At 31.1% G+C, this 6,221-nt stretch carries 10 protein-coding genes; 2 read left to right on the top strand and 8 right to left on the bottom strand.

Annotated elements, in window-relative coordinates:
- Nucleotides 1-100 precede the first annotated feature (100 nt).
- From F564_RS0117160 to F564_RS0117140, 5 genes are all read right to left on the bottom strand, one after another.
- A complete protein-coding gene (locus tag F564_RS0117160; RefSeq protein ID WP_028123677.1) occupies nt 101-328 on the bottom strand; it encodes a hypothetical protein in 228 nt (75 codons plus the stop codon).
- A 36-nt stretch (nt 329-364) separates the two neighbouring features.
- A complete protein-coding gene (locus F564_RS0117155) occupies nt 365-952 on the bottom strand; it encodes a ParA family protein (RefSeq protein WP_028123676.1) in 588 nt (195 codons plus the stop codon).
- Nucleotides 953-1,123: 171 nt separating this feature from the next.
- Nucleotides 1,124-1,672 (bottom strand): hypothetical protein, encoded by a 549-nt coding sequence (locus tag F564_RS0117150; RefSeq protein ID WP_028123675.1) that lies wholly within the window; start codon nt 1,670-1,672, stop codon nt 1,124-1,126.
- Between the two features lies 1 nt (nt 1,673).
- A complete protein-coding gene (locus tag F564_RS0117145) occupies nt 1,674-2,051 on the bottom strand; it encodes a hypothetical protein (RefSeq protein ID WP_154656915.1) in 378 nt (125 codons plus the stop codon).
- A complete protein-coding gene (locus tag F564_RS0117140) occupies nt 2,048-3,628 on the bottom strand; it encodes a hypothetical protein (protein WP_028123673.1) in 1,581 nt (526 codons plus the stop codon). The genes F564_RS0117145 and F564_RS0117140 overlap by 4 nt, the downstream gene beginning before the upstream one ends.
- Nucleotides 3,629-3,918: 290 nt before the next feature.
- Here F564_RS0117140 and F564_RS0117135 point away from each other — a divergent pair, with 290 nt between their 5' ends.
- On the top strand, nt 3,919-4,212 hold the full coding sequence (locus F564_RS0117135) for a type II toxin-antitoxin system RelE/ParE family toxin (RefSeq protein ID WP_034981923.1): 294 nt from the start codon (nt 3,919-3,921) through the stop codon (nt 4,210-4,212).
- A gap of 26 nt (nt 4,213-4,238) precedes the next feature.
- The gene (locus tag F564_RS0117130) at nt 4,239-4,532 is read left to right on the top strand and encodes a HigA family addiction module antitoxin (RefSeq protein WP_028123671.1); all 294 of its coding nucleotides are present in this window, start codon (nt 4,239-4,241) and stop codon (nt 4,530-4,532) included.
- A gap of 162 nt (nt 4,533-4,694) precedes the next feature.
- Here the strand turns inward: F564_RS0117130 and F564_RS21055 are convergent, their stop codons facing one another.
- Genes F564_RS21055 through F564_RS0117120 form a run of 3 tightly spaced genes read right to left on the bottom strand, consistent with a single transcriptional unit; the run spans nt 4,695 to nt 6,074 of the window.
- Entirely contained in the window at nt 4,695-4,889 is a 195-nt protein-coding gene (locus tag F564_RS21055) for a thermonuclease family protein (RefSeq protein ID WP_228373932.1), read from the bottom strand.
- Nucleotides 4,883-5,140, bottom strand: coding sequence for a thermonuclease family protein (locus tag F564_RS21050; protein ID WP_228373931.1), 258 nt, complete (start codon nt 5,138-5,140; stop codon nt 4,883-4,885). The genes F564_RS21055 and F564_RS21050 overlap by 7 nt, the downstream gene beginning before the upstream one ends.
- A gap of 4 nt (nt 5,141-5,144) precedes the next feature.
- Entirely contained in the window at nt 5,145-6,074 is a 930-nt protein-coding gene (locus F564_RS0117120; protein ID WP_028123670.1) for a replication initiation protein, read from the bottom strand.
- Nucleotides 6,075-6,221 lie beyond the last annotated feature (147 nt).

Genomic DNA, 6,221 nt, shown 5'->3' with positions numbered 1-6,221 from the left:
TGAAATACAAAACTATTGAAGAGTTTAATAATCAAAACAAAATTTATCAAAATGTAGCTTAACTTATACTGGAATTTTTATTTGCATATCCAAATAACTGTTAAAATTTGAAATACTTCTCGTCAATTGCTGAGTTTATAAGCTCTTTTAGGCTGATACCTTTTTCTGCAGACAATAATTTCAATTGCTTTAATTTCTCTGTAGGGATGTACAAAGAAAAAATTGTTTCTTCTTTTTTTTCCTTTACAGGAACTACAATCTGTTTCGGTGTTGTAACCGGGGCGTTTTTTGCTTTGCCTATAAGGGCAGAAAAATCTTGCTTTGCCATATTTTGTAATTTATATAATTATATAATTATATACTTCTAATTGATTGATAATGTTAATATTTCTTTTGTCAAGTTATCAATTTGCTTTTGTGCTTTATTATTTTCTTCAACCCCATTTAATAAGACTGAACGAGAAAAAACAACTAAGTCAGAAATCATATTTTTAGAAACTTTCACATTGTATTCTTTTAATTGGTCTTTTATTTCTTCTGTCAAAGTTGTGTTAGGCTTAATCATATTAAAGACAATTATTGCCTTTTTTTCAGCTTTAGAATCTTTAACGGTATCAATAGTAGATTTGATTGCTAAGAGGTCTAAAACGCCTGCTTTTGTGGGTATAATAATCACATCTGCTAAATCACACAATTCGGTTATTTTTTCAGATAAGTATGGAGGTGTATCTATGAAAATGAAATCATAATCGGATTTGGTAATCTCCTTTAATTTGTCTGCAGAAAAAATTGGAACTTCTGACAGTTCTCGAATATTCAGAAGAGAACCTTGCATATCCATATCAACAATACAAACTTTTGCATTCTGTCTTAAGTTTGATGCCAGGTTAAATGTCAATGTTGATTTTCCTACACCACCTTTTTGATGAGTGGTTAAAATTATTTTAGCCATTTATATAATTATATAATTATACAAATATATAATTACTTATAGTTTAGAGCAATTAATTAGAATGAAATGTATGATTAGATACTCCGTCACGACTTCAGAGAACCTATAGTATAAAAAAAGAACCTTAATTTCTATTAAGGTTCTTTTTTTTATTATTGAGAATTGCAAAGTTTAAAAATCATAGCCAATTTTAAAACTAAGATCAGGAACAACCTGTGTGGAATAACCTTTCTTCAAGATTTTTCCGATTCCCAAACCAGCTTTGAACTCATAATTGAAATTCTTTGCAAAGTTTCTTCTGAAGCCCCAAGTTGGAACAAACGAAATAGTCTCACTTACAGTAATGTCCTTAGTATTTGATATTACAAACCAATTAGGAACATATTCCAACTTTAGAGAAATATAATTTCCTGAATTGTTAGAAATATTTTTTCCTGAATCTTTTCTTTTCTGAAGATTATAATAATACTTAGGAGTTAAAGAAATAGCAGGAGCCAGAGCGAATCCAGTTTTACTATACATATCTCCACCCCAGATAGATGGGTATAGTTCTAGCTGACTTCTCAGCGTAAAACTTTCTGAGAGCCGAGCCTCATTATAAAACTCAGCGCCAAAAAATCCTATCTGAATTCCTGTCACAGATTTTTCTAAACTTGCTTTTTCCTGTGAGTAAGCTTGGATTCCTATAAATAATGATATTATGAATAATAGTCTTTTCATATTATTTTTTTTGAATTTTGAAAGTTCCACTTAGAGCTTCACTTCCAATGTTTTTTGTCCACTTACCATTAGAGTTTTCAAAATTGGCTATTTGTCCGTTGAAAACGAAACCACTTCGTGTATTTGCTGAGAGTGTTCCTGTAGATTGAACATAACCTAAAAATTCCTCCGTTGTAGTAGAATTATTATATTTTAAATCCCCAACAATATTGCCTGTATTAGTGATTTTAAAGGATATCTCACCTTTGTCATTTCCATCATAGAAACCAATGTAATTACCCTCATACTTTGAATTAGATTGTCTTTGGAGTTCTTCATCAGACTGACAAGAAAACAAAACTAGAAATTGCAAGAAAAATAATATTATTAGTAATCTCATTCTTTTTCTTTGATTAATTTAGCACCGTGCCATCCTCCATTTTTTTTAGCAATACCATACATATTTACACCCATAGCTGTTGGATGTTTAAAATCAAAATCACGTTTAGTGATACTTAAACCATTCCCAACACCACCACCGAATGTATAGGTTATCTGAGGTGTCACAGCTCCCCAATCAAAAACCTTTTCCAGGACATCTTGATTATCTTTAATCTCACTGAAGTCATAATAATCCACATAAGTGTAAGTGTAGGTATCTACTACAAAAGCAACTCTATTATATTTTTTATTATGTTTTTCTCCAAGTTTTTTCACCTGTTTCCACGCTTGCTCATAAAATAGTTTTCGCAATTGTTCGGGAGTTAAAGAGGTTGCATTGTAAACCCATTCTATCACACCGTCAATTTTCTTTTCAAATGGTAAGCTGGGCATCTTTGCGGGACCCATATTCACATAGTTGTAGTATTGGTCGACAGTAGTAAATACTTTATCTTCAAAAAAATATCTTTGTCCTGGCAGGCCACCTAATGGTGGATCATATGTATGAGTAAATGACCAAGCAATTGAATTCACTCCCATCCCTAATTTATCAGCATTTTCTTTTCTCCAAGTTCCTGTCCATCCTTTATACTGATGTTTAACTTTGCATCCAATAGCATAAACAAGCCACAAATCCTGAGAATAAAATTTCACCTTCACTCTTCTCCTATCTTCATATTTGTCATCTGTTACCCAAGTTGTTCCAAAGATGTTTCCTAATTTGGGTGTTCTTATTTCACCTATTTTTAAACCTTCTACAATTTGTGCAATATCTTCTTGTACAGGAGGGTTAGTTGGGGGATAATATGGGCCACCTCCGCCGCCTCCTCCTCCTTCCTCAGGATCAGGTGCCATTCTATTAGCGTTAAAATACTCAATATCTTGATTGATGGTTACCAATTTTTCAGAAGGCATACTTTCAATAAAATCATTTGCTACTTCACCATCTGTTGGCTTTAAAAGATTTCCAGAAATACTATTTACTTCAAGATAATTTACAAGAACATTATATTTTGTCGCTGGAGTTATAAATAAGCCTACATCGGTATATTTATATATTTTATCTGCTACTTGAATTTCTGCTTCGCCATTTAACATCGCTGAGTAAGCATCATCTCCTATAATTTCTTCTAAATCATCCAAATCTGTTAATACATCTTCCACTGCTATTTGAGATGGATTTTGGGCTACACCTTTACCGGCAAGTGAATTATTTACAGCTAAGCTAATTTTTCTTTCTTTGATTGTTTCGATAACTTGTGAAGCATTTTCTTCTGTAATTACAGGACGAAGAGATTCGAAATTCTTATTGTCTACGTAACTTATAATATCTTTGTCAGAAACACTCTTGAGTTCTTCATACTTAGCTTTTAAAGACTCTTTATTTGGAAAATATAATCTCCCATTTTTCACATTTGCATCGCCAATATTTGGTGTGTTTCCAGCTTTATCTGATACAAAAGCTTCCTCTCTACAAGAATTTAAGCATAGAAATATTCCTGATGCAATTAAAATTTTTGAAAATGTAATTTTCATGATTGTTAGATTTTTTTTGATTATTAATTCGTTTGCAAATAAATAAAATATAAATATAATAGCAAAATATTATATTAATAAATCAATATCATAAATGCTGACATAATTAACAGCCTATTTATTTTAATAATCAATTAAGAGAAACTAAAATAAAAAGGAAGATAAATTTTGCTAATAAATAAGTATAGTGTATATTTGCACTATACAATTAAGAGAATTTTAAGTTCAACCAAAAAAAGAGATGAAGATATGTGTAAACAACAGAAAAGGTATTATCAATTTTTTAAATTATGGGAATTACATCCATCAAGCATAAAGGCTTAAAATTATTATTCTCCGATGGAGATGCAAGTAAACTTCAACCTCACTTAGTAAGCAAAATTAAAAGACAACTAGTGTTAATTGAAGGTTTAAAGAAAGTACCGGAAGATTTAGACGTGTTTATAGGGGCTAGACCCCATAAATTACAAGGGGAATTGTCAGATTTTTGGGCAATTACTGTTTCCGGCAACTACAGAATTATATTCAAATTTGATAACATAAGTGGAGATGCTTCCGAACTCAACTTTTTAGATTATCATTAGCGAAAACAGTTATATTATTTAAAAAAATGAAGAGACATAAAAGTCTAAACATTCACCCAGGAGAACTATTAAGAGAGGAAGTAATTAAAGAAAGAGGTCTGACAATTGTAGAAGCTTCAAAGCTTTTGAATGTGTCAAGGCTCACACTCTCTAATATTGTGAATGAAAAAAGCAGTATTACTCCAAATATGGCACTTAAAATTGCATATGTATTTGGCGGAAATGCTGAGTTATGGATTCGATTGCAACAAAGTTATGATTTTGCATTAGCAGAACAAGCTTTCGAAGTCGAAGGACTACACAAGCACTACGCACATTAATATTTGATTTTTTTTAAAAGAATCAAGATGTTATTTGTGACGTCTGTTAGAGAAACAGAGTGCAATTCAAGATAAAAATTATATTTACAAACTTTAAAAAAGCATATTTATATAATTATATAAATATGCTTTTTTTTAATAAATATTTAACTTCTTTTGCTATTATCTCCAATCATAGGGGGAAATAGGGTTATTGTCATTCCATAAGGCCAAACCTTCAGCTTTGGTAATATCCTGAATTTTTCCGAGCTCTTTGTTGTCCGAATACTGATGGTACCACCATCCTAAACCAGTCTTTATGATTTCCGCAGAGATATGTTTATCATCGTAAAAATATTTTCGCAATGGTTCTACCATAGCGGTCTGTATCGGGTTGGATGGAAAATAATATTCTTTCCAAAAACCTGAGAACTTGTAAATTGTTTGGCGTTATTTGCGAAGCGCTGTTTTGATTCTGGACGATTAACTTCTGCCAGGCGTAAAGTTTTCTGAATATTCCCATCTAACAATGCTACAACTGTATCGCCATCTTTTATGCCGACAATTTTTGCATTTATCTGAGGGAAAAATAATGCTGGACAGGATATAAAAAGTAGTAATAACCTCAAATTTTTAATCTTTTTTCGGAAGAATTCCTTTATTCTGATATATGCCAACAAGATAAGCAGGAGATTTTAGAACAGTAATTTTACGTGATTTTATTTTTTCATTCAAATCATTGATAAGGTTGTCAAAATCGGTTTCTTTTTCTTTAGTCGCAATAAGTTCTGCCTGTTCTGGAGTTAAGCCATAAGAAATAACTTTAGACTTGAATTTTTGAATGTCAACAGTTTTATCAAACTCAATTTCTAATTGTTTAAATTTTTGAGAATCGATGCTTAAAGTTACCCAAAAAAATTCTCTGCCTTTCTTTTTAAGTTCGTAGTCTAATTCGATATCGGTATTTTCTGAAATTTGTTTTCTGGCTATATCCAAAACCTTAATCTTAAAATCAGAAATTCTTTCAAATTGCTCATTTCCTTTTTTATCAATTAGACCCAGCATTTCTTTTAATTCCTTAATCTCAAATCTTTTCGTACCAACACTTCTCCATTGGCAAGCAATCGCATATAACCTTTTTGCATATTTGGAAGAACAATTCAAAACAGACTTTAACTGCATTGATGTAAAATTGTTTTTCAGTTCAAAAAAATATGGTTTAGCGCTTTCATTGATTTTTATGTTGAAGCTTCCCGTACCTTTCATATAATCGACATATTCAAATAACCACATCTGTCTATGTCTTTCCGGAGTTTCAATTTCAAACATTCTACTACCTATGTTTTCCGTAGCTTCTCTTAGTTGGGCATAATTCCATTTACGCCCTGTAATTTCTTCGATATCGTGATTGTGAATGGTGTATTCCATTCTGTCCTTTTCAAGGCAAGAAAGAACCATAAAAAGAATATCAAGCATACAGGAAGAATAATCATATTTTCCCGAAGTGATAATATTGTGTTGATAAATAAGTTTCGTGTCTTTTTGCACGTCCATTAATTCCATAAATGTGATTTTGTAAAACAAAGATAAACAATTAAAACGACATATAAATACATCTGTCATTTAACAGTGTCGTTTTTAACTTATAAAAAGTCGTTTTTCGCTTATAAAAAGTCGTTTTTAACTTATAAAAAGTCGTTTTTAACTTAT

The sequence above is a fragment of the Epilithonimonas tenax DSM 16811 genome (assembly GCF_000428485.1).
Classification (GTDB): domain Bacteria; phylum Bacteroidota; class Bacteroidia; order Flavobacteriales; family Weeksellaceae; genus Epilithonimonas; species Epilithonimonas tenax.
This window is presented reverse-complemented; position numbering and strand designations above follow the sequence as displayed.

Coding starts and splice junctions, on each gene's coding strand:
- F564_RS0117155 (WP_028123676.1), bottom strand. CDS start 952: ATGGCTAAAATAATTTTAACCACTCATCAAAAAGGTGGTGTAGGAAAA.
- F564_RS0117150 (WP_028123675.1), bottom strand. CDS start 1,672: ATGAAAAGACTATTATTCATAATATCATTATTTATAGGAATCCAAGCT.
- F564_RS0117160 (WP_028123677.1), bottom strand. CDS start 328: ATGGCAAAGCAAGATTTTTCTGCCCTTATAGGCAAAGCAAAAAACGCC.
- F564_RS0117130 (WP_028123671.1), top strand. CDS start 4,239: ATGAAGAGACATAAAAGTCTAAACATTCACCCAGGAGAACTATTAAGA.
- F564_RS0117120 (WP_028123670.1), bottom strand. CDS start 6,074: ATGGAATTAATGGACGTGCAAAAAGACACGAAACTTATTTATCAACAC.
- F564_RS0117135 (WP_034981923.1), top strand. CDS start 3,919: ATGGGAATTACATCCATCAAGCATAAAGGCTTAAAATTATTATTCTCC.
- F564_RS0117140 (WP_028123673.1), bottom strand. CDS start 3,628: ATGAAAATTACATTTTCAAAAATTTTAATTGCATCAGGAATATTTCTA.
- F564_RS21055 (WP_228373932.1), bottom strand. CDS start 4,889: ATGGTAGAACCATTGCGAAAATATTTTTACGATGATAAACATATCTCT.
- F564_RS0117145 (WP_154656915.1), bottom strand. CDS start 2,051: ATGAGATTACTAATAATATTATTTTTCTTGCAATTTCTAGTTTTGTTT.